At 61.3% G+C, this 23052-nt stretch carries 24 protein-coding genes; 12 read left to right on the top strand and 12 right to left on the bottom strand.

Annotation, left to right across the window (positions count from 1 at the left end; genetic code table 11):
- Nucleotides 1-59: 59 nt before the first annotated feature.
- The 3 genes from AB4Y31_RS25105 to AB4Y31_RS25095 all read right to left on the bottom strand — a co-directional run bounded on the left by AB4Y31_RS25105 (nucleotide 60) and on the right by AB4Y31_RS25095 (nucleotide 1943).
- Entirely contained in the window at nucleotides 60-470 is a 411-nt protein-coding gene (locus AB4Y31_RS25105; RefSeq protein ID WP_368676354.1) for an Hsp20/alpha crystallin family protein, read from the bottom strand.
- Nucleotides 471-486: 16 nt separating this feature from the next.
- On the bottom strand, nucleotides 487-927 hold the full coding sequence (locus AB4Y31_RS25100) for an Hsp20/alpha crystallin family protein (RefSeq protein ID WP_026229416.1): 441 nt from the start codon (nucleotides 925-927) through the stop codon (nucleotides 487-489).
- A gap of 182 nt (nucleotides 928-1109) precedes the next feature.
- Nucleotides 1110-1943 (bottom strand): IclR family transcriptional regulator C-terminal domain-containing protein, encoded by an 834-nt coding sequence (locus tag AB4Y31_RS25095; protein ID WP_368676353.1) that lies wholly within the window; start codon nucleotides 1941-1943, stop codon nucleotides 1110-1112.
- Nucleotides 1944-2180: 237 nt separating this feature from the next.
- Between AB4Y31_RS25095 and AB4Y31_RS25090 the strand changes: the two genes are divergently transcribed.
- Genes AB4Y31_RS25090 through pcaD form a run of 4 tightly spaced genes read left to right on the top strand, consistent with a single transcriptional unit; the run spans nucleotide 2181 to nucleotide 5556 of the window.
- Nucleotides 2181-2864 (top strand): 3-oxoacid CoA-transferase subunit A, encoded by a 684-nt coding sequence (locus AB4Y31_RS25090; protein ID WP_368676352.1) that lies wholly within the window; start codon nucleotides 2181-2183, stop codon nucleotides 2862-2864.
- Between the two features lie 10 nt (nucleotides 2865-2874).
- Complete coding sequence (locus AB4Y31_RS25085; RefSeq protein ID WP_368676351.1) at nucleotides 2875-3531, top strand: 3-oxoacid CoA-transferase subunit B; 657 nt, start codon at nucleotides 2875-2877, stop codon at nucleotides 3529-3531.
- A 16-nt stretch (nucleotides 3532-3547) separates the two neighbouring features.
- The gene (gene pcaF, locus AB4Y31_RS25080; protein WP_368676350.1) at nucleotides 3548-4750 is read left to right on the top strand and encodes a 3-oxoadipyl-CoA thiolase; all 1203 of its coding nucleotides are present in this window, start codon (nucleotides 3548-3550) and stop codon (nucleotides 4748-4750) included.
- A 47-nt stretch (nucleotides 4751-4797) separates the two neighbouring features.
- Nucleotides 4798-5556 (top strand): 3-oxoadipate enol-lactonase, encoded by a 759-nt coding sequence (pcaD, locus tag AB4Y31_RS25075; protein ID WP_368676349.1) that lies wholly within the window; start codon nucleotides 4798-4800, stop codon nucleotides 5554-5556.
- Nucleotides 5557-5630: 74 nt separating this feature from the next.
- Here the strand turns inward: pcaD and AB4Y31_RS25070 are convergent, their stop codons facing one another.
- Entirely contained in the window at nucleotides 5631-6794 is a 1164-nt protein-coding gene (locus AB4Y31_RS25070; protein ID WP_368676348.1) for a winged helix-turn-helix domain-containing protein, read from the bottom strand.
- A 291-nt stretch (nucleotides 6795-7085) separates the two neighbouring features.
- On the opposite strand from AB4Y31_RS25070, the gene AB4Y31_RS25065 reads away from it, so the two are divergent.
- The gene (locus AB4Y31_RS25065) at nucleotides 7086-7826 is read left to right on the top strand and encodes an acetoacetate decarboxylase (protein WP_368676347.1); all 741 of its coding nucleotides are present in this window, start codon (nucleotides 7086-7088) and stop codon (nucleotides 7824-7826) included.
- A gap of 57 nt (nucleotides 7827-7883) precedes the next feature.
- Nucleotides 7884-9236 (top strand): DUF3734 domain-containing protein, encoded by a 1353-nt coding sequence (locus AB4Y31_RS25060; protein ID WP_368676346.1) that lies wholly within the window; start codon nucleotides 7884-7886, stop codon nucleotides 9234-9236.
- Nucleotides 9237-9467: 231 nt separating this feature from the next.
- On the opposite strand, the gene AB4Y31_RS25055 is transcribed toward AB4Y31_RS25060, so the two are convergent.
- From AB4Y31_RS25055 to catA, 8 genes are all read right to left on the bottom strand, one after another.
- The gene (locus tag AB4Y31_RS25055) at nucleotides 9468-10442 is read right to left on the bottom strand and encodes a threonine/serine dehydratase (RefSeq protein WP_368676345.1); all 975 of its coding nucleotides are present in this window, start codon (nucleotides 10440-10442) and stop codon (nucleotides 9468-9470) included.
- Nucleotides 10443-10525: 83 nt separating this feature from the next.
- Entirely contained in the window at nucleotides 10526-11149 is a 624-nt protein-coding gene (locus AB4Y31_RS25050; protein WP_368676344.1) for a C39 family peptidase, read from the bottom strand.
- 230 nt (nucleotides 11150-11379) lie between these two features.
- Nucleotides 11380-12591 carry an MFS transporter gene (locus tag AB4Y31_RS25045; RefSeq protein WP_368676343.1) on the bottom strand — a complete coding sequence of 404 codons (1212 nt, stop codon included), beginning with the start codon at nucleotides 12589-12591 and terminating at the stop codon, nucleotides 11380-11382.
- A 143-nt stretch (nucleotides 12592-12734) separates the two neighbouring features.
- Nucleotides 12735-13568, bottom strand: a complete 834-nt coding sequence (locus AB4Y31_RS25040; protein WP_368676342.1) for a 1,6-dihydroxycyclohexa-2,4-diene-1-carboxylate dehydrogenase — start codon at nucleotides 13566-13568, stop codon at nucleotides 12735-12737.
- Nucleotides 13565-14584, bottom strand: a complete 1020-nt coding sequence (benC, locus tag AB4Y31_RS25035; RefSeq protein ID WP_368676341.1) for a benzoate 1,2-dioxygenase electron transfer component BenC — start codon at nucleotides 14582-14584, stop codon at nucleotides 13565-13567. The genes AB4Y31_RS25040 and benC overlap by 4 nt, the downstream gene beginning before the upstream one ends.
- A gap of 29 nt (nucleotides 14585-14613) precedes the next feature.
- Entirely contained in the window at nucleotides 14614-15105 is a 492-nt protein-coding gene (benB, locus tag AB4Y31_RS25030; protein WP_368676340.1) for a benzoate 1,2-dioxygenase small subunit, read from the bottom strand.
- Nucleotides 15102-16472 (bottom strand): benzoate 1,2-dioxygenase large subunit, encoded by a 1371-nt coding sequence (gene benA, locus AB4Y31_RS25025; RefSeq protein ID WP_368676339.1) that lies wholly within the window; start codon nucleotides 16470-16472, stop codon nucleotides 15102-15104. The genes benB and benA overlap by 4 nt, the downstream gene beginning before the upstream one ends.
- 93 nt (nucleotides 16473-16565) lie before the next feature.
- Complete coding sequence (gene catA, locus AB4Y31_RS25020; protein ID WP_368676338.1) at nucleotides 16566-17486, bottom strand: catechol 1,2-dioxygenase; 921 nt, start codon at nucleotides 17484-17486, stop codon at nucleotides 16566-16568.
- Nucleotides 17487-17676: 190 nt separating this feature from the next.
- Here catA and AB4Y31_RS25015 point away from each other — a divergent pair, with 190 nt between their 5' ends.
- From AB4Y31_RS25015 to AB4Y31_RS24990, 6 genes are all read left to right on the top strand, one after another.
- Nucleotides 17677-18597, top strand: a complete 921-nt coding sequence (locus AB4Y31_RS25015) for a LysR family transcriptional regulator (RefSeq protein WP_368676337.1) — start codon at nucleotides 17677-17679, stop codon at nucleotides 18595-18597.
- Between the two features lie 133 nt (nucleotides 18598-18730).
- A complete protein-coding gene (locus AB4Y31_RS25010) occupies nucleotides 18731-19885 on the top strand; it encodes a muconate/chloromuconate family cycloisomerase (RefSeq protein ID WP_368676336.1) in 1155 nt (384 codons plus the stop codon).
- Nucleotides 19886-19927: 42 nt separating this feature from the next.
- Nucleotides 19928-20206, top strand: a complete 279-nt coding sequence (catC, locus tag AB4Y31_RS25005; protein ID WP_368676335.1) for a muconolactone Delta-isomerase — start codon at nucleotides 19928-19930, stop codon at nucleotides 20204-20206.
- A 572-nt stretch (nucleotides 20207-20778) separates the two neighbouring features.
- Nucleotides 20779-21099 carry a flagellar transcriptional regulator FlhD gene (gene flhD / locus AB4Y31_RS25000; protein ID WP_018439300.1) on the top strand — a complete coding sequence of 107 codons (321 nt, stop codon included), beginning with the start codon at nucleotides 20779-20781 and terminating at the stop codon, nucleotides 21097-21099.
- Nucleotides 21100-21109: 10 nt separating this feature from the next.
- On the top strand, nucleotides 21110-21685 hold the full coding sequence (flhC, locus tag AB4Y31_RS24995) for a flagellar transcriptional regulator FlhC (protein ID WP_368676334.1): 576 nt from the start codon (nucleotides 21110-21112) through the stop codon (nucleotides 21683-21685).
- Nucleotides 21686-22019: 334 nt separating this feature from the next.
- Nucleotides 22020-23021, top strand: a complete 1002-nt coding sequence (locus tag AB4Y31_RS24990; protein ID WP_368676333.1) for a sugar ABC transporter substrate-binding protein — start codon at nucleotides 22020-22022, stop codon at nucleotides 23019-23021.
- The last annotated feature ends 31 nt before the right edge of the window (nucleotides 23022-23052 follow it).

The raw sequence follows: 23052 nt of genomic DNA, 5'->3' as shown, positions 1-23052 counted from the left end.
CCGTTGGCACCGCTGCGTTCGCCCCCCCGGCGAACGGGGGCGTTGCCCTTGTCGATTCCTCAGCTCGTTTTGACTTCGATGCGCCGCGGCTGCGCTTCTTCACGACGCGGGATCGTCAGCTTCAGCACACCGTCGCGCAACTCCGCCTCGACCTTCGATGTATCGAGGTCGGGACTCAACGTGAACGTGCGCGCGAAACGCGGTTCCCGCATCTCGACATGCTGCACGCGCAGCGCGGCCGGCATCGACACGACAGCCTCCGCTTCGATCGAGAGCCTGCCGTCGTGCACATTGATTTCGAGCTTGTCTTTACTCACGCCGGGCAGATCGGCCCACAGCGTGATGCCTTGTTTGTTCTCATAGACGTCGACGGCAGGCGTAACCTTGACCTGACGCACGGCCTCGCCGTCGCGACGCGAGACCGCTTGCTGCTGGTCGTCGCGCTGAGACAATTGGTTCGTATCGCTCATGATCAGCCTCCTTCGATTAGTGAATTTCCACGACGCGCGGCTTCGACGACTCGCGCTTGCCGACGCTGATCATCAGGCAGCCGTTTTCGTAACGCGCCTCGACCTTGTCGGGATCGGCGGACTGCGGCAACTCGATGACGCGGCGGAACTTGCCCGCGAAGCGCTCCTGCGCGTAAATCCGCGTTTCGTCGCCCGGCCCGGGCAGCAAGGAATCGCGCTCGCCGCTGATCGTCAGCAGCCCCTTGTCGATCGACACTTCGATCTTCGACGGATCGAGGCCCGGCGCGAATGCGACGATTTCGACGGAATCGTCGGTCGAACCGATGTTGACGTTCGGAAAAGCGGAAAGCTGCATCGCCCGGATGCTGGATGGGAAACCGCCGAACAAGCTCGCCATCTGCCGCTGCAAACGGTCGAATTCGCCGAAAAGGTCAGTTCCGAAAAAGAGATCGCTCATGGTCATTTCCTCCTGGCGCCAAAGTAAGGCGAAAGGGCGACGCGCTCCCATCCGCCCGCCGGAGCACCGGCAAACAAATCGAAACACGAGGCAGCAACGATCGTGCGTCACTGCCTGAGCGAAACAGCAGATAAGAACCAAGCGGCAAATTTCAAGACCCGCGATGCGCGTGCGGACGCTTCTCAGGCCAATAGCAATCCAAGCTCGCGCGCACCGTCCTTCAAGACGGGCAGGAAGCGACTCAGCATTTCGGCGACCGAGACCCGGGCCGCTTGCGCGCCGACATTCAACGCGGCCACGACGCGGCCGTCCGGCGCCTCGATCGGCACCGCTATCGATCGCAAGCCGATCTCGAGTTCCTGATCGTTGACGGCGTAGCCGTCGCGGCGCACTGATTCGAGGGCTTCGCGCAGGCCGTCGCGTGAAACGATCGTATTCGTCGTGTGCTGGATCAGCTTGGCGCGTTCGAGGTAGGCATCGAGGTCCGCGCCCGGCAGATGAGAAAGCAGCACGCGTCCCATCGACGTGCAATACGCCGGCAAGCGGCTGCCGACGTGCAGGTCGATCGTCATGATCCGCGACGTGAACGCTCGCGCGATATAAAGGATCTCGTCGCCATCGAGGATCGCCACCGAGCTGGATTCGTTCAAGGTGTTGCTGATGTGGCGCAACACGGGCTGCGCCGCGTTCGCGAGCGGCGTCGACGCGAGGTAGGCATGGCCCAGCGCGAGGATGCGCGGACGCAGAGAGAAATTGCGGCCGTCTTCGGCACTGACGAAGCCGAGCTTGCCGAGCGTATGCAGGCAGCGCCTGACCGCGGCGCGCGGAATGCCGGTGCGTTGGCTGATTTGCGAAATCGTCAGCACACGGCGCTGCGGCGAAAACGCCTGGATCACCGAGAGTCCGCGCGCAAGCGAAGTCATGAAGTCGGGATCCGACTCGCTCGGTGCGTCGATGGGCGTGTCGGGTACGGGGGGCGCGGTCGCGGCGTCGGGCGGATGAAGCGGCTCGTTCATAGTGAAGTTTCCCACTGTAGTTCTTGAACCATTTTAATCGGTTTGTTCGGTTATCGAACAATTGCCCTTAATTGGTGCTTCCTTGGCCTGTCCGCGCGCCGCGAGCACGTTGCCTTCATTGTTCGATCACCGAACAGTCTTTCGATAATCGCCCTTGACCGTCGCCGTCGCTCGCCCTTACATTGAGCAGCATCAAGACAGCGACCCTGCGCTCGCTCGAGCGCTAAAGCTCAAACCATGATCGATAAGACCGTTTCTTCGCCGCAAGAGGCCGTGGCCGGCATCTTCGACGGCGCCACCGTGATGATCGGCGGCTTCGGCACCGCCGGACAGCCGGCCGAGCTCATCGACGCCTTGATCGAACAAGGCGCCAAAGACCTCACGATCGTCAACAACAACGCGGGCAACGGCGAGCTCGGGCTTGCCGCGTTGTTGAAAGCCCGACGCGTGCGCAAGATCGTCTGCTCGTTTCCGCGTCAGGCGGACTCGCAGGTGTTCGACGCGCTTTACCGCGCGGGCGAGATCGAGCTCGAGCTCGTGCCGCAGGGCAATCTCGCCGTCCGCATTCAGGCGGCGGGAGCCGGGCTCGGCGCCGTCTTCACGCCGACGGGTTACGGCACGCTGCTGGCCGAGGGCAAGGAAACGCGCGAGATCGACGGCAAGCGGTACGTGCTCGAGTACCCGATCAAGGCCGACTTCGCCCTCATCAAGGCCTATCGCGGCGATCGCTGGGGCAACCTCGTCTATCGCAAGACGGCGCGCAACTTCGGTCCGATCATGGCCATGGCCGCGTCGGTGACGATCGCTCAGGTGAGCGAGATCGTGCCGCTCGGCTCGCTCGATCCCGAAGCCGTCGTCACACCGGGCATCTTCGTCAAACGCGTCGTGGCCGTGCCCGGTCAGGCCGCACTGGCCGCGTGAGGAGCAAAACATGCATAAGTGGACCCGCGATGACATGGCGCGCCGCGTCGCGCAAGACATTCCCGAAGGCGCCTACGTGAATCTCGGCATCGGTCTGCCGACGAAGGTGGCCAATTACCTGCCGAAAGAGCGCGAGATTTTTCTGCAGAGCGAGAACGGTTTGCTCGGCATGGGCCCCGCGCCCGCGCCCGGTCAGGAGGACCCCGAGCTCATCAACGCCGGCAAGGAGCCCGTCACGCTCATCGAAGGCGGCTGCTTTTTCCATCATGGCGATTCGTTCGCGATGATGCGCGGCGGCCACCTCGATATCTGCGTGCTCGGCGCGTTTCAGGTTTCGGCGCGCGGCGATCTCGCCAACTGGCACACGGGCGCGCCCGACGCGATTCCCGCTGTCGGCGGCGCGATGGATCTCGCGATCGGCGCAAAGAAGGTGTTCGTCATGACCGATCACCTGACCAAACAGGGCGAATGCAAGATCGTCGAGCACTGCACCTATCCGCTCACGGGCATTGCCTGCGTCGATCGTATTTATACCGACCTTGCCGTGATCGACATCACGGCGCGCGGACTCGAAGTCATCGACATCGTCGATGGCCTGAGCTTCGACGAGCTGCAAAAGGTCACCCCTGTCCCGCTGATCCTCGCGACCTCGGCGGCGCACGCCTGACGAACAGGAAGACATCATGGAAGAAGCCTATATCTGCGACGCGATACGGACGCCGTTCGGCCGCTACGGCGGCGCGTTGTCCACCGTGCGCGCCGACGATCTCGCCGCGCTGCCGATCAAAGCGCTCATCGAGCGCAATCCCAAAGTGGATTGGGCCGCGATCGACGACGTCATCTACGGCTGTGCGAATCAGGCCGGCGAGGACAACCGCAACGTCGCGCGCATGGCGGCGCTGCTCGCGGGGCTGCCCGTCGACGTGCCGGGCAGCACGGTCAACCGCCTCTGCGGCTCGGGGCTCGATGCGCTCGGCACGGCCGCGCGCGCGATCAAGACGGGCGAGACGAGCCTCATGATCGCGGGCGGCGTCGAAAGCATGAGCCGCGCGCCGTTCGTCATGGGCAAAGCTGAGACGGCCTTCAGCCGCTCGGCGAAGATCGAGGACACGACCATCGGCTGGCGCTTCGTTAACCCTGCGATGAAGGCGATGTACGGTGTCGATTCGATGCCGGAAACCGGCGAGAACGTCGCGGCCGAATTTGCGATCAGCCGTGAAGACCAGGACAAGTTCGCGTTGCGCAGCCAGATGCGCGCCGCGGCCGCTCAAGAGGCGCGGCGCTTCGACGATGAACTGATTCCCGTCAGCGTCCCGCAGAAAAAAGGCGAGCCTCTCATCGTCGGCAAGGACGAGCATCCTCGCGCCACTTCGCTCGAAGCGCTCGCGAAGCTGAAGGGCGTCGTGCGTCCCGACGGGACCGTCACGGCCGGCAACTCGTCGGGCGTCAACGACGGCTCGTGCGCCCTCCTGCTCGCCAACGAGCGCGACGCGGCACGCTATGGGCTGACGCCGCGCGCACGCGTCGTTGCCATGGCTACGGCGGGCATCGCGCCGCGCATCATGGGTTTCGGTCCCGCGCAAGCCGTGCGTAAGGTGCTCGAACGTGCGAGACTCTCGCTCGATCAGATGGACGTCATCGAATTGAACGAAGCGTTCGCCTCGCAGGCGCTCGCCGTCACGCGCAGTCTCGGCCTTGGCGACGACGACGCGCGCGTGAATCCGAACGGCGGCGCGATCGCGCTAGGCCATCCGCTCGGCGCCTCGGGTGCACGACTCGCCACGACCGCGACCTACCAGCTCGCGCGCACGGGCGGACGCTATGCACTCTGCACGATGTGCATCGGCGTCGGGCAGGGCATCGCCGTCGTCATCGAGCACGTCTGATTCGTTCGATCTCGATCGCTTGCGACAACACGGGAACCGCGACATTCATGACGACTCTTCATCACGAGCTTTCCGGGCCGGCCGGCGCGCCGGTCATCGTCCTCTCCAACTCGCTCGGCACTACGCTTGAGATGTGGGATCCGCAGATCGACGCGTTGCGGGCGAAGTTCCGTGTGTTGCGTTACGACACGCGGGGTCATGGACGCTCCGCCGCGCCGCCCGGTTCGTACACGATCGATGAGCTCGGCCGCGACGTCATCGCCCTGCTCGATTCGCTCGACATCGGGCGCGCGCATTTCGTCGGAATTTCGATGGGCGGGCTCACGGGCCAATGGCTCGGCGTTCATGCCGGAGCGCGGATCGACAAGCTCGTCGTTTCGAACACGGCCGCGCGCATCGGCACCACGGAAGGATGGCGCGCCCGGGCGGACCTCGTTCGCAAGCAAGGCATCGCAGACGTGGCCGACGGTGCGGCCGGGCGCTGGTTTACGCCGCGCTTCATCGCAGCGCAACCCGCGACGGTCGAAACGTCGACGGCTCGGCTCCGGTCGCTTTCGCCGGAAGGGTATGCAGCCTGCTGCGATGCGCTCGGCGATGCCGACCTGCGCGAAGACATCGCGCGCATTTCATGTCCCACCCTCGTCATCGCCGGTGTGCACGATCCGGTGACGACCGTCGACGATGCGCGGTTCATCACTGCGCGCGTGCCCGGCGCTCGTCTCGTCGAACTTGATGCATCGCATCTGTCGAATATCGAAGCGGCGGAGGCGTTCACCGAGGCCGTCTTGCGTTTTTTCTGTGACTGACTGCCGAGCGTGTGGCAAGCCGGGAACGTCAGCCAGCTCCTTGGCCCCTTTTAGCCCCTTAGCTCCTTAGCCCCTCAGCTCGCGAACTGAAACGCGTCGAAGCGATGCAACGCCTCCTCGATGCGTTTCTTGTGCGCTCGCGCGTTGCCGATGCCGACCCACGTCCATTGCTGCACGAGCAGCTTCTTGCGCTCTCGATCGGCCTTCAAGGCGAGCACGGCGACGATCTCGTCGTCGACCAATACCGGTAGACCGAAGTATCCGAACACGCGCTTTTCCTTCGGCAGGTAGGCTTCGAACTTGTGCTCGTAGCCGAACAGCAGCGACAAGCGCTTGCGCTGGATGATGAGCGGATCGAACGGCGACAGGATATGGACAGCGCATGCCGAATTGCCGGCATCGCTTTCGAGGAGGCCCGGCTCGATCCAATGCTCGTTCTTTCGAATGCCCTCACCGACAATTTCGACGGGCACGAGCAGCCCTTTCTTGACGCGCGACTCGATCGCCTGCCGCACAGCCGGTTTGCGACCGGCATCGAGGTGACAAATCGAATCGAGGCTGACCAGCCCTTGCGAGCGCAACGCCCGATTGACCAGGTAGTCGACGACCTCGCGCTCCGTCGCGCCCTTCGGGCGCTTCTCCCAGCCGAAGTGCCGTTGCATCAGCTCGTAGGTCTTCACCATGCCCGCGCGCGCGCTGATCGTCAGCAAGCCGTTGTAGAACGCGAGCTGCAGCGCCCGCTTCGATGGCTTTCTGCTGGCCCATGGGTGGTCTTTCTCTTGCAGCTCGTCGTCTTCGATGTCCCTGATCGAAAGCGGCCCCTCCGTCTCGATCCTTTTGATGATCCTGCGCACCTCGGCGGGCGTCACCGCGCTGAACCAGCGGCCCGGCTCGCTACTGTGCCGCCGCATTGCCGGCAGAAAATACGGCAAGTCCCGCACCGGCACGTAGGAAAGCGCATGAGTCCAATATTCGAATACCGTCTTTTCGACAGCCTGTGCGACATGCAAATCATTGCGCCGGTATCGCGGGATACGGCTCCATAGGATATGGTGGTGGCAACGCTCGATGACGTCGATCGTGTCGATTTGCACGTAGCCGAGATGCTCGACGGCCGCTTGCGTGGCTTGGACCCCGTCCCCGAACGGTTCGGGCGTATCGAGTCTTTGCGCCTTGAGCCAGATTTGGCGGGCCTGACGAAGACTCAACGAGGCCGGGGTAACCGAGTGCTTGGACATAACAACGACAATCTGCAACCTAAACCCGCAGTGTACTTCGGCCATTTTCGATGCGCACAATGACAAGCGCGAGCCAATAGCCGAGATCGATGCTTGCCTGAAGATATAGAACAACGTTAGTCTTGCGGCGGTGCCCGCAAAAGCGTGTTGCACGATGCGAAAAACCGGCCGATTAGGTGCGCGCAACGCAACGTTCTGTTTCAGCGCGGCATGTTGCCGTTGTAACAAAGCATTCGTATTCTGTGCGTGCCGCTGACGCACCCCGTGTCGGCTTTTTCTTTGCGAGCGCCCATGAGCCCTGACCGCGTAAGAAAAAACGCCTTTGCGATGCCGCTGACGAGCCCGGCATTTCCCATCGGCCCCTACCGCTTCTTCGATCGCGAATTCCTGATCATCACCTACCGCACCGATCCTGATCGCCTGCGCGAAGTCGTGCCCGAACCGCTGCAAATCGATGAACCGCTCGTGCATTACGAGTTCATCCGCATGCGTGATTCAACGGGCTTCGGCGATTACACCGAAAGCGGCCAGGTGATTCCCGTGACGTTCGAAGGCAAGCCGGGCGGCTATACGCTTGCGATGTATCTCGACGACCATCCGCCGATCGCGGGCGGACGCGAGCTGTGGGGATTTCCAAAGAAGCTGGCGTTTCCGAAGCTCGAAACGCACCTCGATACGTTGATGGGCACGCTCGATTACGGCTCCATGCGCGTGGCGACGGGCACGATGGGCTACAAGCACAAGGACCTCGATATCGTCGAGCAGAGCAACCGGCTTGCCGCTCCGAACTACTTGCTGAAGATCATTCCGCACGTGGACGGCTCGCCGCGCATTTGTGAGCTCGTGCGCTACTACTTGACGGATATCGTCATGAAGGGCGCATGGACGGGCCCTGCCGCTTTGCAATTGACGCCGCACGCGCTGGCTCCCGTCGCCGATTTGCCCGTGCTCGAAATCGTCGAGGCCCGGCATCTGGTCGCCGATCTCACGCTCGGTCTCGGTGAGGTCGTCCACGATTACCTCGCGCGTTAAGATGCGCGATGCGCTCTATCGTCGAGCGCCTTCCATATAGACTGGTTAGTACCCCAAATGAAACCACACGCCCCTGCTGAAAAGCGCGCCGATGACGATGCCGGGATCGGCGTCGAGGTCGACTCGGCCCGACATCCCGCGCATATTCATCTGCCGCCTTACGAAACGATTGCACTCGTACTGCAGGGTGGCGGCGCGCTCGGCGCTTATCAGGCCGGCGTCTATGAAGGTCTCGACGAAGCCGGCATCGCGCCGAACTGGGTCTCCGGTATCTCGATCGGTGCGCTCAACACCGCGATCATCGCGGGCAATGCGCCGGCGAAGCGCGTCGAACGATTGCGCGAGTTCTGGGAGACGATTTGCCGGCCCGCCTATTGGCCGTCAGTTGCCGCGCCTCTCGAACAAATGCTGTTCGATATGAACGAGATGGTGCGCAAGGGCTTTACCGCGCTTCAGGCGGCCGGCGCGCTGATGCAGGGCCAATACGGTTTCTTCACGCCGCGGCTGCCGACACCGCTGCCCTGGATGTCCGGCGATCCGGCCGCGGCGAGCTGGTACGACACGTCTCATCTCAAGACCACGCTCGAGCGGCTCTGCGATTTCGATCGAATCAACGCGCGCGAGGTCCGCGTCTCGGTGGGCGCCGTGAATGTCGGGACTGGCAATTTCGCCTATTTCGACAACACGCGCATGAAGTTGCGCCCCGAGCATTTCATCGCTTCGGGGGCGTTGCCGCCCGGCTTCGCCGCGGTGGAAATCGATGGGGAGCACTACTGGGACGGCGGCGTTGTCTCGAACACGCCGCTCTATGAAGTGATGCGCTCGACGCCGCGCAAGGATACGCTCGCGTTCCAGGTCGATCTTTGGAGCGCCCGCGGGCCCGTGCCGGACAACATCGCCGAAGTCGCCTCGCGCGTGAAGGACATTCAGTATTCGAGCCGGACCCGCCTCGTTACCGACATGATGCAGCGCTCTCAGCGATTCCGGAATGTGCTGCGCGAAGTGCTCGAAAAGGTGCCGGCGGACGTGCGTGAGAACGATCCCTGGTGCCAAGTGGCGGAAGACCTTGCGTGCGGCCGTCGGTACAACGTGTTGCACCTCATTTATCAGCAGCAGAAGTACGAAGCTCACTACAAGGACTATCAGTTCGGTGTTTCGACGATGCGCGAACACTGGGCCGCTGGGCTCAAGGATATCCGCGAGACGCTGGCGCACCGCGACTGGCTCGACATGCCCGATAACGATGCGGGCTTCGTGACGCACGATATTCATCGTACGCGCAGAAACGCGGACACGATGAAGGCGTCTTCGGGGCTGTTGCAAAGTGAGTCAGTGGCTCAGGAGCCTCATGGCGCCGCGGCGCTCGAGGCGGTCGAGCCGAGTGGCGCAAAGAGGAAGCGCCGGCGCTGATCGCCGGCCGGGGAAACGTTCATCAACAGCCGCACTTCCAGTTCGGCTCATTCAGCGTCAACCCGTGCTGCCCCTTGTATGCCGCGACGGGCGGCTGCGACCAACTGTCTAGCAATGACGGTGCAAGCCGATAGATCTCAACGCCGAGCGGCCGGCAGACCTCGAGCTGATCGCGCGCATCCGGCCCCCAGGCAACAACCCCATGGCAGCGGCGCCAATCCGGGACGAGCGTTATGTCGCTAGTTCAGCAGCAGCAGCAGCGGCAAGGACGTTGCCAAACGAAAGCGCCCCGATGTTCCCTCCGGTAATGAGCGCGATGACGACTAAACCGCGCAGCATCCTGCTTTCGTTGAGCGCCGCGGCAATTGCGATGGCACCGCTCGGCTCTGTTACGAGCTTGAACTTTTCGAAGATCAAGCGCATTGCGGCTTCGACTTCACGGTCCTCAACTAAGACAATCTTCGAAACGACATCCTTCAACAAGCCAAAGGCCATGCCGCCTGGCTTTGAATTGCGAAGCGCATCGCAAATCGTCGCTCCTGCAGATGGTCCCGGTATAGGTCGCCCAACCTCAAGAGATGCCTTGGTATCCGCCGCATTTACTGGCTCGGCCCCGATCAGCCTGATCGAGGGCGTCTCGCTCAAGACAAGGGCTGCGCCCGCCGCCAGGCTACCGCTACCGCACGGAACAATGACTGCGTCCGCGTCAAAGCTATCCTTGCGCCGCTTCAATTGCATGATCGCCTCTGATATGGCCGTCGATTGGCCCGCGATGACGTCGATGTCGTCGTAGGCCGATACGACCGATGCTCCGATTTTCGATGCAAGCTCCATTGAGAATTCGGGAATATTCTCGTGCTTGGGCGCGCGTACAACTGCGCCACCTCTCGCTTCGATATTCGCCGCTTTCTCTGCAGGGATCCACGGCGGAACAACGACAGTCGCATGGCTACCAACCAGTCGGCAGACTTCTGCGAGCGCAGCCCCATGGTTGCCGGAGGACCAGGTCAAAAACTCTTTTGCATGTTCAGTTTCCGCCCCTCGCAGAATTCTGTTTGCAACGCCCCGGAACTTGAATGAACCGGTAGTCTGAAGCGATTCAGCTTTCACCAGCAATTTAAAGCCCAACGCCGAACTCAGATCCCTAGACTCCAAGAGAGGGGTTTGAACAGCAACCCGCCCAACCCTTGCGCGCGCTGATTCCATGTAAAAGGCCCACTCGTCGGCCCTCTTCACGTCCGCGCTACGCGTAATTTTCGGAAGCCCCACAAAATCATCTCCAGAAACCGTTAGAAAGTCACAAGCATTCCTCGCGAAGCAAAAAACCCGTCAAATTCTTCGATCGACAATGTGGCATTTTCCATGTAAGGCGAAACTCCGGATGGATTATGAAAGCGAATGAATCTAGAGTCGAATCCATGAACTAACACAAGATGTCCGCCGCGCCGCAAGTTGCTTATGGTCGGATTTCTGATCTCTGTGCTAACCGATGCAATCACCATCGCATTGTCTCTTACCTTCCCGACCAAAGATTCAACGGAGATGCGAGCAAATACTGTCACGCCAAGTTCGAATCGACGCTCGACCCAGTTTGCAAACGGATCATAGATAAGTCCTTTAACCTGCGACTTCTCTATCTCGAAAACATGAAAAGACAGTGCATCTTGGAGCAGCTCAAATGCCGTTTCGGGCAGGCGCCCAGTGTATGCAAGAATGGACTGCAAACAAGCTAGACCACATATTCTCCGACTCCAAAATCTGTATTCTTCCGGATTTATGAAACCTGAATTTTGCCAATTTGGATCTTGACACGGATCGAATCCGTCATTAACGATTCTTGCATTGAATTCTGGCGATGCCCACTGTGAAAAATATGGGACGTTGCAATGAAAGAAGCCTTCCATTTCGCACATAAATTATCTAAATTTTCCTTTCCCGATAGAAGCGATCCGGGGCGCTCAGGGCCTATACCGCCAGTCAAGACAAGTATTTTTGATTTACGAAAATCGATATCTAACGATTTTTGGGTTTTTAGCATATTTACAATATTCGCCGACAGCAATGCAAAGAATGGAGCACTTGATTGATCGGTAGATTAGCCTCGGCACGGTGAAGCGTCGACTATCACCGTTGATAGGGGTGATTAGGTCCGCTTGACGGCGGCGAGACTGACTGCGGCGGTCCCTATCGCACCGATCACGGCAGTTATGGTCAGCGTATTCGAGTATCCGAGGGCCTCACCAACGAGGCCGCCGGCGAGATAGATGACTGGATGCACCCCGCTCGTAACAAGCGTATCGACCGCGACGACTTTGCCGAGGTGCTTTTCTGGCGAATGGGTTTGGATGGCAGTTGCCCAGCCGGTGAGCCACGATGCTTCGACAACGCCGACAAACGCCGCTCCCAGGACCGCCATCCACGCGGAACCGCCTATACCCAACAGACCCATCGCTGCACACAACAATAGGCCGCAAGCGAGTGCCATTACCTTCAGGTGACGATGGCCGGCTACGAGTACCGTGATCACAGATCCGATGCACGCGCCAACCCCTGAGGCTGCCAGGCAAACGCCCCACATTGTGTCGCTAAAGCGCTCACTCACTGCATACGGGGCTACGACGAGAAAGACGGGAAAGCAGAGGACATTCACGATCACGGTAGCGACGAAACCCAACAACAACTCACGATTGCCCGCGATTACCGTTAGACCGCGCAACGCCTCGCGAATCGAAAACTCGTCGCCTGATTGGAGCTTTCCGTCGTCGGGCAACAATGCCGTGAAAAACGCAGCACCGAAAAATGTAATGCCGTCGATCACCACACCCCACACCGGATCCCACAGGATGAGCAAGACGCCCAGCGTCGCCGGGAAGACGATGGCTACCAGATTGTCGAGGAAATTAAGTGCACCGTTTCCCGCAACCAGGGCGTGCTTGGGCAGCAGACTGACCAGCAAAACTTGGGTACATGGGCGAGAAACGCCGATCCCAATCCCAAATGCCAGATAAACGAGTACTAAGCTCCACGATGGTGCGCCAAATACGATGAGCGTAGCAGCAGCGATTTGTGCCGCCCCTCTGGCGGCGTCTGTCGCGATGAGAATATGCTTCGGCGATCCACGATCCGCCAGCATTCCCCCCGCCAATGCACCGATGACTGAGCCAAGTCCAACCGCCGCCATCACAAGCCCGAACATCCACCCGCTGAAGCCAGAATGAAGCATGGCAACAGGAAGCGCTGTCAGGCACACCGCATCGCCTGCCATTGACAGGCCTTGGCCGATCAACAATTTTTGAAATGACGGGAAACGCAACGCCTCCCGATAAAGCGATGCATGGTCGACCAGTGATGCCATTCGGGCTCTCCGCAACTGTGGACATGTCCGCCTGAGCTGCGTTAGCCGCAAACCTGGTTCAAACTATCCGCAAAGCAGCGGTGCGTCGGCGTCACACAGTCAGACGCGGGCAGATATACCCGCGACTGTTCGGAATCGGGGTCCTACAGAGCCGGAAATAGGACCATGTCACCTCTGGTGGTCACCCCTGGTCGCCCCCCCCCGACAGGCAGCACCGTGCCTGTAATGTAAGAGGCCTCATCCGAAGCAAGAAACAAGATCGCCCCGACCTGCTCCTCGATCGTGCCGTACCGATGCATGAGGCTCGTCGCGATCGTCTGCTCGACGATGGCCTCATACCAGCGCGTCTCCTCCGCGCTCGGCTGTTCGGCATTACGCGGCACGCGCCGGGGCGGCGCGTTCGTTCCGCCGGTCGCCACCGCGTTGACGCGTATGCCGCTGCCGGCATGCTCGAAGGCGAGGCTCACCGTCAGCGCATTGACGCCGCCCTTCGACGCCGCATAAGGCACGCGATGGATGCTGCGCGTCGCAATCGACGAAACGTTGACAATCGCTCCGCGCTTCGCCCGCAGCATCTCGGGCAACACGGCGCGGCAACACCAGAGCGTCGGAAACAGCGAACGCCTCACCTCGGCCTCGATCTGCGCCTCTTCGTACGCCTCGTACGGCTTCGCCCAGATGGTCCCGCCGACGTTGTTGATCAATACGTCAATGCGCCCGCACGTCTCGATCGCGAAACGCGTCATCGCACACGCACCGGCATACGTTTCAAGATCAGCGATGCACGCGTGCGCCACGCCGCCCTCTTTGGCGATACCGTCCGCGACGTCATAGACAAAATCCGATCGATCGACAAGAACGACCGCCGCGCCTTCACGCGCGGCGCGAACCGCAACGCCGCGGCCGATCCCCTGCGCCGCGCCGGTCACGATCATCGTCTTCCCCTCGAAACGGCCCGCGAAAATCATCGGCTTCATGACGCGCTGCTCGCCGAAAACTTTTCGTGGTAGAAGTTCGCCGGCGTGATGTTCCGTTCGTTCATCCAGCCGCGCACCGCATCGACCATCGGCACCGGACCGCAGAGATAAACGTCCACATCGCCGCCGTGAAGCCAATCGTCATCGACGTGCGCGGTCACGTACCCCTTGCGCGAATGCCCACTCGCCGCATCGGCGACGCACGTTCGATAAGCGAAGTCTGAGAGTTTCGCCGCCGCCTCTTCGATGTCCTCGATCGCGACGAGATCGATCTCGCGCGTCACGCCGTAGACGAGCCGGACCGGCTGCGACGGTCGCTTCTCGGCGAGCGTGCCGAGCATCGAGAGAAACGGAGCGATCCCCGTTCCCCCTGCAAGAAACAGCAGGGGACGCTGAGGCTCCCGCAAATAGAAGCTGCCATACGGACCTGAAAACGAAATACGCTCGCCGGGCTTCGCGACTTCGCTCAAATAGCGGCTCATTCGGCCGTCCGGTACATTGCGGACGACGAATGCCGCTTGCTCCGCGCCCGGCATCGAGCTGAACGAATACGAACGCGCGAGCCCGGTTCCCGGTATTTCGACTTTGACGTACTGGCCCGGCAAGAAGCCCAATTGCGCCGGATCATCAAGCGCGATCGAAAAGTGCAGTGTCGATTCCGAAAGCTTGCCGACCTCCGCGATCAGGCCCTCATACCGCCCTCCGCCGGTCTTGCAAACTGTCGATGACGCCGGCACCTGAATGACACAATCCGAACGCGGCCGTGTCTGACACGCGAGGATGTAGCCTTGTTCGGCTTCCTCGGCTGTCAGCGCATCCTCGATGTAGCTCGACTCCGGAAGGTCGTAGCGCCCCGACTCGCATCGGTTGCGGCAAGTGCCGCATGCGCCGTCGCGACAATCGAGCGGAATGTTCATTCCCTGGCGATAGGCAGCGTCGGCAAGCGTCTCGCCGTCGCGGCAGAAGATGAATCGAGTCACTCCGTCTTCGAAGTGAAGCGCAATGCGGTGTTCCATAGTCGCACTGCTCCCGAGCACGAATGCGCTCAGACGTGATAGATGTCGATCAATTGATTGATGTAGTCGTTCTTCAGGACTACATACTTATTGCGAACGAGCGGTCGTTCGCCTGTAAAGTCGATGACGTAGCGCGACATGCCGAAATGGCTGAACGTCGTCTTATAGCGATGGCTCAGCGTATGCCAGTTGAAGCGCACCGTGCAGACGCCGCCGGCCTCGTTCTCGAGCTCGATGTTGCTGAGGTTGTGCGACGTGCGGGTATCGGGCATCGTCGCGCTCGAGCGTTCCGTCTTGATGCGGAAGACACGGTCTTCGAGGCCCTGACGATTCGGGTAATAGATAAGCGAAACCTCGCGCTGCGGATCCGCGACGAGATTGTCGTCATCGTCCCATGAGGGCATCCAGAAGACGGCGTCGCGGTGATAACACTCGAGCCACTCGTCCCAGAGCTTGTCGTCGAGAAGACGGCATTCGCGATGGAGAAACGCCTGAATGTCGTTCATCGTCACGGTGCTCATGCTTGACTCCCCTGCGCCGCCACGGCCTTCTTCATCGTCTCGACCCAATAACGGTGCTGAATCGTATAAAGCCCCTCGTCTTCGGTTTTCACGCCGCTCAAGAGCGGCTTCAATCCGATCTTGCGCGCCGCTTCGTCGGGCCCTTCGAGCCAATGTGTCGAGCCGCGACACATGTCGTTCCATTCGACGGCGATACCGGCGTAGCCTTGCTGGCACGAGCGGAACTCCTCCAAATCGTCGGGCGTTGCCATTCCGCTGACGTTGAAAAAGTCCTCGTACTGCCGAATACGATGGGCACGCTCTGCGTCAGGCTCGCCCTTCGGGGCAATGCAATAGATCGTGACCTCGGTCTTGTCGACGGAAAGCGGCCGCAGCACGCGGATCTGCGAGCTGAATTGATCCATCAGGTAGACGTTCGGATAGAGACAGAGATTGCGCGAGTTGCGAATCATCCAGTCCGCCTTCTCGGCGCCGCAACGCCCGGCCAGTTCCTCGCGCCGGCCGTAGTTGGGCCTGTCCTCGGGATTGGCCCAACGTGACCATAAGAGCATGTGGCCACGCTCGAACGCATAGAAGCCTCCGCCCTGGCGCCCCCAGTTCCCGGCGTCCATCGCGCGGACGTCGTCGATGCGGCCGGCCTCCTGCTTGCGGCGATTCGTCGTGGCCGCGTAATTCCAATGCACCGACGAGACGTGATAGCCGTCGGCACCGTTCTCGGCGGTCAGCTTCCAATTGCCTTCATACGTATAGGTCGACGAGCCGCGCAGCACTTCGAGGCCATGTTCGGATTGATCGACGATCATATCGATGATGTGCGCAGCCTCGCCAAGGTGCTCGACAAGAGGCGGCACGTCGGCATTCAGGCTGCCGAAGAGAAACCCGCGGTAGTTCTCGAAACGGGGCACGCGCTTGAGGTCATGCGAGCCCTCGCGGTTGAAGCATTCGGGGTAGCCGGCCTCTTCGGGATCCTTCACCTTCAGCAGCTTGCCGCTGTTGTTGAATGTCCAGCCGTGGAACGGACATGTGTAGGTCGCCTTGTTGCCATGCTTGCGCCGGCAAAGCATCGCGCCGCGATGCGTGCAGGCATTGATGAACGCACCGAGCTCGCCCTGTCGGTTGCGCGCAATGAAGATCGGTTGCCGGCCGATGTGCGTCGAGTAATAGTCGTTCTTCTCGGCGATCTGGCTTTCATGGGCAAGATAGATCCAGCTGCCTTCGAACAGAGTTCGCATCTCGAGCTCGAAGAGCGCCGGATCCGTGAAAGCGCTTCGATGCAACCTGTAATCGCCGCGCTCGCGGTCTTCGACGAGATAATCGTCGATGCTTCGGGCAAGCCGGGGGCTGCGATCCGGATGGATCGGGATCATGAGTGATATCTCCGGGTGAGTCTCGAACGGACGGCGGCCGGTGCGCCGTCCTGGGGCAATCAGTCGCGCCGCGTGTGCGCGCGCGCCGACCTCCTACACCGCCGCCCGCTTGCGCTCGACTTCGACGGCGGGCGCCGCCGCGTTGTCGACATTCAGGTGGAAGTCGAAATCAATCGAGGCAAACGGCTTGTCGACGCCATGCCGCGCAAGCTGCTCCGCGGACGAAATGCGTTCGATCGGCGGCACGAGCCCTTCGCGGCTGGCGAATGCGAAGTCGTCCCAAAGGTAGGCGTCACCGTCGATGTTGATCTGCGTTGTCAGCTTGCGATGCCCTGGCGCCGAGACGAAGAAGTGGATATGCGCGGGCCGGCGGCCATGGCGGCCGAGCTTGTCGAGCAGGCGCTGCGTCGTGCCGCCGGGAGGACAGGCGTAGCCGACGGGAACGATGCTGCGAAACTGGTATCGCCCATCCGCATCGGTCACGATCGTGCGGCGCAGATTGAACTCCGGTTGCGTCTTGTCGAAGAACGAATAGTTGCCGAGCAGATTGGCGTGCCAGACTTCGACTCGCGCACCGGGCAGCGGCTTGCCGTTCGCGCCGAACACGGTGCCTTGCATGAATAGAACATCGCCCTCGTCGGCCTGCGAACCATCGTCGAGCCGCGCGAAGCCGACGCTTTCCGGCGCGCCCGCGACGTAGAGCGGGCCCTCGATCGTGCGAGGCGTGCCGCCACTAATCCCAGCCTTCGCCTCGGCCTCGTCCATGCGGATGTCGAGAAAGCGTTCGAGGCCGAGACCGGCCGCGAGCAGCCCGAGCTCTTGCTTCGCGCCCGCCTCCGAGAAGTATTCGATGCCCTTCCATACTTCGGTCGGACTCAAGTCGAGATCCTCGATGGCCTTGAAAAGGTCGGTCGCCAGGCGCAGCACCACCTGCTGAACGCGCGGGTCGGCTTCGCCCTTGGCCGTATCGACGATGAACCCTTTCACGAGGGCCTCGATTTCTGCATGCTTCATTGTCTGCTCCTGATCTGTCTCCGTTGTCGGCCGTCCCCACGACGGCAAGCCGCCTGCGCCATCCACTGCCCCTTCGATGCTCGAAAGGTATGAGCCGATAGGCGGCAATCCGTAACTGAAGGATAATTAGCGCCAATCGGCGGCGTCCAACACCGTTTTAGTATCCATTCGATATCGCAGAGGTATGCTCATGGAGCTGCGCCATCTCCGTTATTTCGTCGCCGTGGCGGAGGAACGCAACTTCACGCGCGCCGCGGCACGGCTTCATATTGCGCAGCCGCCGCTCAGCCGGCAGATCCAGCAGCTCGAAGAAAATCTCGGCGTCCAGCTCTTCGAGCGCGACGCGCGTCCCTTGAAGCTCACGGACGCCGGCCGTTTCTTCTACTCCCATGCGATGCAGCTGCTCGCGCAGATGTCGGAACTCGAGGCCATGACGAAGCGCGTCGGCAAGATCGAGCGCAGCCTCTCGATCGGCTTCGTCGGCTCCACGCTCTACGGCATGCTGCCGAAAGTCATTCGTCGTTTTCGCGCGGAGAACGCCGCCGTCGAGTTGAGTTTTCACGAAATGTCGACGATGGATCAGATGAAGGCGCTCAAGGAAGGCCGCATAGACGTGGGGTTCGGCCGCATACGGCTCGAGGATCCCAGCGTGCGCCGCGTCGTCCTGCGCGAGGAGCGTCTGATTGCCGCGTTGCCGCTCGGCCACCCGCTCTCGGCGGGCAAGCCGCAACTCGCGCTGCACGATCTCGTCGACGATACGCTGATCGTTTACCCGAAGGCACCGCGGCCGAGCTATGCGGACCAGGTGCTCGCCGCTTTCCACGATCGCGGGCTCGAGCCCGCGCATACCTACGAAGCGCGCGAGCTGCAAGTCGCGCTCGGTCTCGTGGCCGCGGGCGTCGGCGTCACGGTCGTGCCGCAGAGCGTGCACGGGCTCAAGCGCGACGACGTGAGCTATCACGAGCTCGACGATCCGAAGCTCGTCTCGCCGATCATCATGAGCATGCGCATGCTCGACGAATCGGAAGATATTCGCTCGATGCTCGATCTGATCTACGACCTCTACGCCGAAGAAGGGATCGACTATCTGCCGCCGCACGAGCGTCAATAGCCAACGTCCATCCTCGCCGCATCGCGACGGCTCGATACCGGAGGGGTATCGAACCAGACGATAACGGTCTTGGACATCGCGCGATGCCGCATCGCATACTGCAGCCGAACGATTCGACCTTATCGGCCACAGCATGAATGCAAGCATCCATTCCATCGAGGCAGTCCTCGTCGATCTGCCGACCATCCGCGCCCATCAGCTCGCGATGGCGACCATGCGGCAACAGACCCTCGTCATCGTGCGCGTGCGCTGCAGCGACGATGTCGAAGGCATCGGCGAAGCGACGACGATCGGGGGGCTGTCCTACGGCGACGAAAGTCCTGAAGGCATCAAGCTCACTATCGATACTTACCTGGCGCCGGCCTTGATCGGCATCGACGCGACGAACGTCAAAGCGGCGATGGCGCGCTTGAACAAAGTGGCGCGCGGCAATCGCTTCGCGAAAAGCGCGCTCGAAACCGCGTTGCTCGATGCCGAAGCCAAGCGGCTCGGCGTGTCGCTCTCGACGTTGCTCGGCGGTGCGGTACGCACGGCACTGCCGGTGCTATGGACGCTCGCGAGCGGCGAAACGAAGCGCGACATCGACGAAGCCGAGCAACTGCTGGCCGAGCGGCGGCACGATACGTTCAAGCTCAAGATCGGCCGGCGCGCGCTGCGCGACGACGTCGCCCATGCGGCCGCGATCAAGCGCGCGCTGGGCGAGCGCGCGCGTGTCACTGTCGACGTCAACCAGGCCTGGAACGAGGCCGAGGCGGCGAACGGCATTGCCATGCTGGAAGCCGCGGGCATCGATCTGATCGAGCAGCCGACTCCACGCGAGCAGCGCGCGGCGCTTTCCCGCCTTGCCGCACGCTTCGTCGTTCCGATCATGGCCGACGAAGCGCTCACGGGACCGGCGGACGCGATCGAGCTCGTGCGCGGCGCGTCCGTCGATGTGTTTGCGCTCAAGATCTCGAAGGCGGGCGGCATCTACGAAACGTTTCGCACGGCGGCGATCGGCGATGCCGCGGGCGTCGCGCTTTACGGCGGAACGATGCTCGAAGGCAGCATCGGCACGACCGCCGCGGCGCATTGCTTCGCCGCGCTACCGCAGCTCGCATGGGGAACCGAGCTCTTCGGACCCTTGCTGTTGAAAGACGACATCGTGCAGGAGCGCCCCGTCTATCGTGACTTCACGCTTCAGCTTCCCGAGGGACCGGGCCTCGGTGTGGCAATCGACGAAGACAAACTGGCCCACTACCGGCGCGACGCGAAACGTATGACGGTGCCCGGCGCTGTTTCTGCCTGAGCCCTGGCCCCGTTCGTTCAACCATTCGATCAAAGGAACGTCATGCTCTATCTCGTCAGAATGGACGTGCATCTGCCGTCCGATATGCCCGCCGATCAGGCCGAGGAAATCAAGGCGCGCGAGAAGGCCTACTCGCAGAGGCTGCAACGCGAGGGCAAATGGCCGCAGCTCTATCGAATCGTCGGCGAGTACGCGAACTACAGCATCTTCGATGTCGAATCGAACGACGAACTTCATACGCTGCTTTCGAATCTGCCGCTCTTCCCCTACCTCGAGATCGCCGTCACGCCGCTCGCGCGCCATCCTTCCTCGGTTCACTGAAGCGGCACGACGTCTCTCGACCGAAAAGAAGAACAACGAAGCGGTCATCCACCGCATCGCGCTCGAGCCGCTGGGCGCTCCACATCCAGCGGATCGCCGCAGTGCCGCAGTCAACTCCCTGCTCCGCTCACGGGCTGCCTCCGTGCAGCTCTCATTCCCCCGACATCCCGCCCACGCCCGCCGTTGAGCCTCGAGAGCCCCAAGCGCGCGGCGACCCGCCGCCACAACGCAAATTTTTCCGCCGCTACGCGGGGAAACGGTTTCAATTTATAGGCGAAACTTACATTCACCTTTCCAGAAAGCATATCTTACGAATGCCGGTCAAAATTTCCTGTTACATGTTTATGAAAAAATTGCCGCAAAGCAACAGGTATCTTTTTTCCTACATTTTTGGGAAGGGATTGATTTCGCGCAAACGTATTCGTACAATGCACCTCACCGGTTGTTACAAGATGTAACGCCTTGTATCAAACCGGGAAATAGGTTCCGCCCTGACCAAGCGGGCCATAGGAGAAAAAACTACAAGGTATAAATTACCTGGGACAACCAACGGGGCTTTGGAAGCGTGAGAAATGGACCACAGCAGTGAGACGCTGGACTCTATCCGCGAAATCAATCTTTCGTACATCATGCTTGCGCAACGGATGCTGCGCGAGGACAAAGCCATCGGCATGTTCCGCCTGGGGTTGTCGTCGGAGCTCGCCGATCTGCTCGCCGGGCTGTCGCTTGCGCAATGCGTGAAGCTTTCGTCGGCGCATCAGCTCTTGTGCAGCTTCCGGTTCAACGATCACGCGATGCTGAGCGCGCTGACGCAGACGGCGAAGAATGCCGAGATTGCGTCCACGCACACGGCGATCCTGCTTGCGGGACAACCGGCCGAGCAGTTTGCGTAAGGAGCGGGTCATGGCTCAGAAGAAGAGTCTTACCGAAGATGCCCAAGAGGTGTTCCGCGCGATCGCACTGATCGAGCTTGGTGCTCGCATGCAGGTGCTCGAGAGCGAGCTGTCTCTCTCGCGGGACCGCATGATCCGGCTCTACCGCGAAATCAAGGGTGTATCGCCGCCCAAGGGCATGCTGCCGTTCTCTTCAGACTGGTACATGACCTGGCTCGCGAACATTCATGCGTCGCTGTTCTACAACACCTACCTCTTCCTGAAGAACGAGGCCGGCTGCTCTCATCTCGATGCACTGACGAAGGGCTATCGGCTTTACCTCGAGCACTGTAAGCATGGCGAATGCGAGCCCGTGCTCGATCTCACGCGCGCCTGGACACTCGTGCGCTTCTTCGACGCCGACATGCTGCAATTGACGCCGTGCTGTCGCTGCGGGGGCAAGTTCATCGCGCACAAGCACGAGTTGCAGCACAACGTCGTCTGTGGCGCTTGCCAGCCACCGTCTCGCGCGGGCAAGACGAAAAAAGCCGCGCACAAGCAAACGATAGCCGTCTCCCACGCAGCCGCACCCGCTCAAGCAGCCTGAGAGAAGCCGATTGTCTCGAGCGGCGCCATTTCGCGCGCCGCTTTCTCCCCATCGATTGAGGCCAATGCGGTAAGCAGCTACCGCAAACCGCCCCCTCCTGATTTACCCCTAGATCGACACTTGTTTGTCGCAGCGCAGCATTGCGCGCGGAGCCCCGGCGAGCAAGCCGATGAGCCGCTCAGACGCGCGCTGAGTTTGCGCGCCGCGTCCAACCGCCTTCCTTGACTCGCTCAGCGCGTCCTGCTGTACTAAATCACACGACTTGATTTAGTCGCCCCAGTCGTTCGATCGACCAACAACAACCGATTTATATCCATCGGAGGAGGAGTATTCGATGAAAACCCGTCCCTACCCGGCCGTCAAACGGATCGCGGTGCTTTGCGCCGCAGGTTCGGCCATCATGGGCATCGGCATCGGCAACGCGCTCGCTGCCGACCAGCCGACTGTCGGCCTGATCACGAAGACCGATACCAATCCGTTCTTCGTGAAGATGAAGCAAGGCGCCGAGTCCGCCGCTCAGAAAGACGGCGCCAAGCTACTCACCGCCGCCGGCAAGTTCGATGGCGACAACGCCGCGCAGGTGACGGCGCTCGAAAACATGACCACTGCCGGGGCCAAGGCGATTCTGATCACGCCGAGCGATACGAAAGCGATCGTGCCGTCGATCGAGAAAGCGCGCAAAGCCGGCGTCATGGTGATCGCACTCGATACGCCGACCGATCCGCAAAGCGCAACCGATGCCCTCTTCGCCACCGACAACTTCAAGGCCGGCGAGCTGATCGGCGCCTATGCGAAGGCCGCGCTGGGCAACAAGCCCGCCAAGATCGCGACGCTCGATCTCGCGCCCGGCATCTCCGTCGGCGTGCTTCGGCACAACGGCTTCCTGAAGGGCTTCGGCATCAAGGACGGGGATCCGAGCATCGTCTGCAGTCAGGACACGCGCGGCGACCGAGCCAAGGGGCAAGCAGCAATGGAGAACTGCCTGCAAAAAGTGCCCGACATCAACGTCGTCTACACGATCAACGAGCCCGCCGCCGCCGGCGCCTATCGCGCACTGAAGGCCGCGGGCAAGGATAAGGACGTGATGATCGTCTCGATCGATGGCGGCTGCGAAGGCGTGCGCAACGTCAAAGCCGGCATGATCGCTGCGACCGCGCAGCAGTATCCGCTCAAGATGGCTTCGCTCGGCGTCGACGCCGGGGTCGAGTACGCGAAGACCGGCAAGAAGGTCTCGGGTTACACCGACACGGGCGTCACGCTCATCACCGACAAGCCGATGTCGGGCATCGACAGCAAAGACACGAAATTCGGCCTCGAGAATTGCTGGGGCCAGTAATCCTCCATGGAAGCGCCGCCGAGGTCGAAGC

Source organism: Trinickia sp. EG282A, from assembly GCF_040965455.1.
In the GTDB taxonomy this organism is placed as follows: Bacteria; Pseudomonadota; Gammaproteobacteria; order Burkholderiales; family Burkholderiaceae; genus Trinickia; species Trinickia symbiotica.
The sequence above is the reverse complement of the archived record's forward strand: the minus strand, read 5'-3'. Positions and strand labels throughout refer to the sequence as shown.

Coding starts and splice junctions, on each gene's coding strand:
- AB4Y31_RS25105 (WP_368676354.1), bottom strand. CDS start 470: ATGAGCGATACGAACCAATTGTCTCAGCGCGACGACCAGCAGCAAGCG.
- AB4Y31_RS25100 (WP_026229416.1), bottom strand. CDS start 927: ATGAGCGATCTCTTTTTCGGAACTGACCTTTTCGGCGAATTCGACCGT.
- AB4Y31_RS25095 (WP_368676353.1), bottom strand. CDS start 1,943: ATGAACGAGCCGCTTCATCCGCCCGACGCCGCGACCGCGCCCCCCGTA.
- AB4Y31_RS25090 (WP_368676352.1), top strand. CDS start 2,181: ATGATCGATAAGACCGTTTCTTCGCCGCAAGAGGCCGTGGCCGGCATC.
- AB4Y31_RS25085 (WP_368676351.1), top strand. CDS start 2,875: ATGCATAAGTGGACCCGCGATGACATGGCGCGCCGCGTCGCGCAAGAC.
- pcaF (WP_368676350.1), top strand. CDS start 3,548: ATGGAAGAAGCCTATATCTGCGACGCGATACGGACGCCGTTCGGCCGC.
- pcaD (WP_368676349.1), top strand. CDS start 4,798: ATGACGACTCTTCATCACGAGCTTTCCGGGCCGGCCGGCGCGCCGGTC.
- AB4Y31_RS25070 (WP_368676348.1), bottom strand. CDS start 6,794: ATGTCCAAGCACTCGGTTACCCCGGCCTCGTTGAGTCTTCGTCAGGCC.
- AB4Y31_RS25065 (WP_368676347.1), top strand. CDS start 7,086: ATGAGCCCTGACCGCGTAAGAAAAAACGCCTTTGCGATGCCGCTGACG.
- AB4Y31_RS25060 (WP_368676346.1), top strand. CDS start 7,884: ATGAAACCACACGCCCCTGCTGAAAAGCGCGCCGATGACGATGCCGGG.
- AB4Y31_RS25055 (WP_368676345.1), bottom strand. CDS start 10,442: ATGGAATCAGCGCGCGCAAGGGTTGGGCGGGTTGCTGTTCAAACCCCT.
- AB4Y31_RS25050 (WP_368676344.1), bottom strand. CDS start 11,149: ATGTGCGAAATGGAAGGCTTCTTTCATTGCAACGTCCCATATTTTTCA.
- AB4Y31_RS25045 (WP_368676343.1), bottom strand. CDS start 12,591: ATGGCATCACTGGTCGACCATGCATCGCTTTATCGGGAGGCGTTGCGT.
- AB4Y31_RS25040 (WP_368676342.1), bottom strand. CDS start 13,568: ATGAAGCCGATGATTTTCGCGGGCCGTTTCGAGGGGAAGACGATGATC.
- benC (WP_368676341.1), bottom strand. CDS start 14,584: ATGGAACACCGCATTGCGCTTCACTTCGAAGACGGAGTGACTCGATTC.
- benB (WP_368676340.1), bottom strand. CDS start 15,105: ATGAGCACCGTGACGATGAACGACATTCAGGCGTTTCTCCATCGCGAA.
- benA (WP_368676339.1), bottom strand. CDS start 16,472: ATGATCCCGATCCATCCGGATCGCAGCCCCCGGCTTGCCCGAAGCATC.
- catA (WP_368676338.1), bottom strand. CDS start 17,486: ATGAAGCATGCAGAAATCGAGGCCCTCGTGAAAGGGTTCATCGTCGAT.
- AB4Y31_RS25015 (WP_368676337.1), top strand. CDS start 17,677: ATGGAGCTGCGCCATCTCCGTTATTTCGTCGCCGTGGCGGAGGAACGC.
- AB4Y31_RS25010 (WP_368676336.1), top strand. CDS start 18,731: ATGAATGCAAGCATCCATTCCATCGAGGCAGTCCTCGTCGATCTGCCG.
- catC (WP_368676335.1), top strand. CDS start 19,928: ATGCTCTATCTCGTCAGAATGGACGTGCATCTGCCGTCCGATATGCCC.
- flhD (WP_018439300.1), top strand. CDS start 20,779: ATGGACCACAGCAGTGAGACGCTGGACTCTATCCGCGAAATCAATCTT.
- flhC (WP_368676334.1), top strand. CDS start 21,110: ATGGCTCAGAAGAAGAGTCTTACCGAAGATGCCCAAGAGGTGTTCCGC.
- AB4Y31_RS24990 (WP_368676333.1), top strand. CDS start 22,020: ATGAAAACCCGTCCCTACCCGGCCGTCAAACGGATCGCGGTGCTTTGC.